At 64.7% G+C, this 970-nt stretch carries 1 pseudogene; it reads right to left on the bottom strand.

The features are described from left to right. Positions 1 to 331, bottom strand: a pseudogene (locus CLM62_RS43595) (group II intron reverse transcriptase/maturase); the annotation flags it as partial. Positions 332 to 970: the final 639 nt, after the last annotated feature.

The raw sequence follows: 970 nt of genomic DNA, 5'->3' as shown, positions 1-970 counted from the left end.
TGGGAATCACCGCTTGTTTGACCGGCAGCGCGGCGAAGGACCCGTCCTTGAGCGAAGAGCGAAGCTCCTCCAGGAACGGAATCACTCCGTGGCGTTCCTCGACGTAGTAACGGGTAACCGCGTCCACGCCTGCTGTCCTGGCACCCCGGTTGCCAGACACCCGCTCCCAGGCCACCACCAAAGTGGCCCGGTCGCAGACCAAGTTGAACACATCATCGAACCGGCGATCCGGCTCGTTCCTTGCCCATTGGTGCAGCTTGATCTGATGATCGAGTACCCGCCGCGCGGCCGTCATACTGCCCGGCCAAAGCGGCGGCGCGTCGTTATTCAACAACGTTCCTCCCCGACAGCAGTCCTGCTGCCATCACGCTGTCGCCCTTCCCCCTGCGACCGGCTTTCCCGGACTCCGAGTACTACGGCGACTCCGCCACGATCTGGCGTCATCAGCGGGCATTGCGCCTGCCCGCCGTCCGGCCGGCTGCCGGACAGGAAGGGCGATGCCAGATCGCTTCCCACGTTCACTGAGAATCTCTGTGACGGCGTCGGTGCCCAGCTATACCCCGGCAGCATCGCCACGGACCGCACATCGCAGTCTTGGTCCGGGCCTCCCGAAACCCATGGGTTAAAGGCGGCGGGAGAGGAGAGGCCATCGGATACAGCACTCTCCAGCACTGCAAAGCGGCCCATCCACCAGGTTCGGCAGGCCGCTGACGACTCACGGGACGTCAACCACTGGTTCAGTTTCCTTGCACCCATTCCGTCTTCGCTTGCGGGCACGAACCGTCTGGTGGTGTCGGTCCGCCCCTACGTTGTCGAGGCTGCTTCCGGCCTCACCCCCAATCCGGGGCTCAGCCTGCCTCCAGCTTCAACCGGTCACTGCGATGACCAGCGGCGGGCCTCTCATCCCGCGAGATCCATCAGCGCCTCGTGGCGCACAGCCGAGTTCGTCGATGCAGAGCAGGTCGACGCG

The organism is Streptomyces sp. SA15 (genome assembly GCF_002291145.1).
Classification (GTDB): Bacteria; Actinomycetota; Actinomycetes; order Streptomycetales; family Streptomycetaceae; genus Streptomyces.
This window is presented reverse-complemented; position numbering and strand designations above follow the sequence as displayed.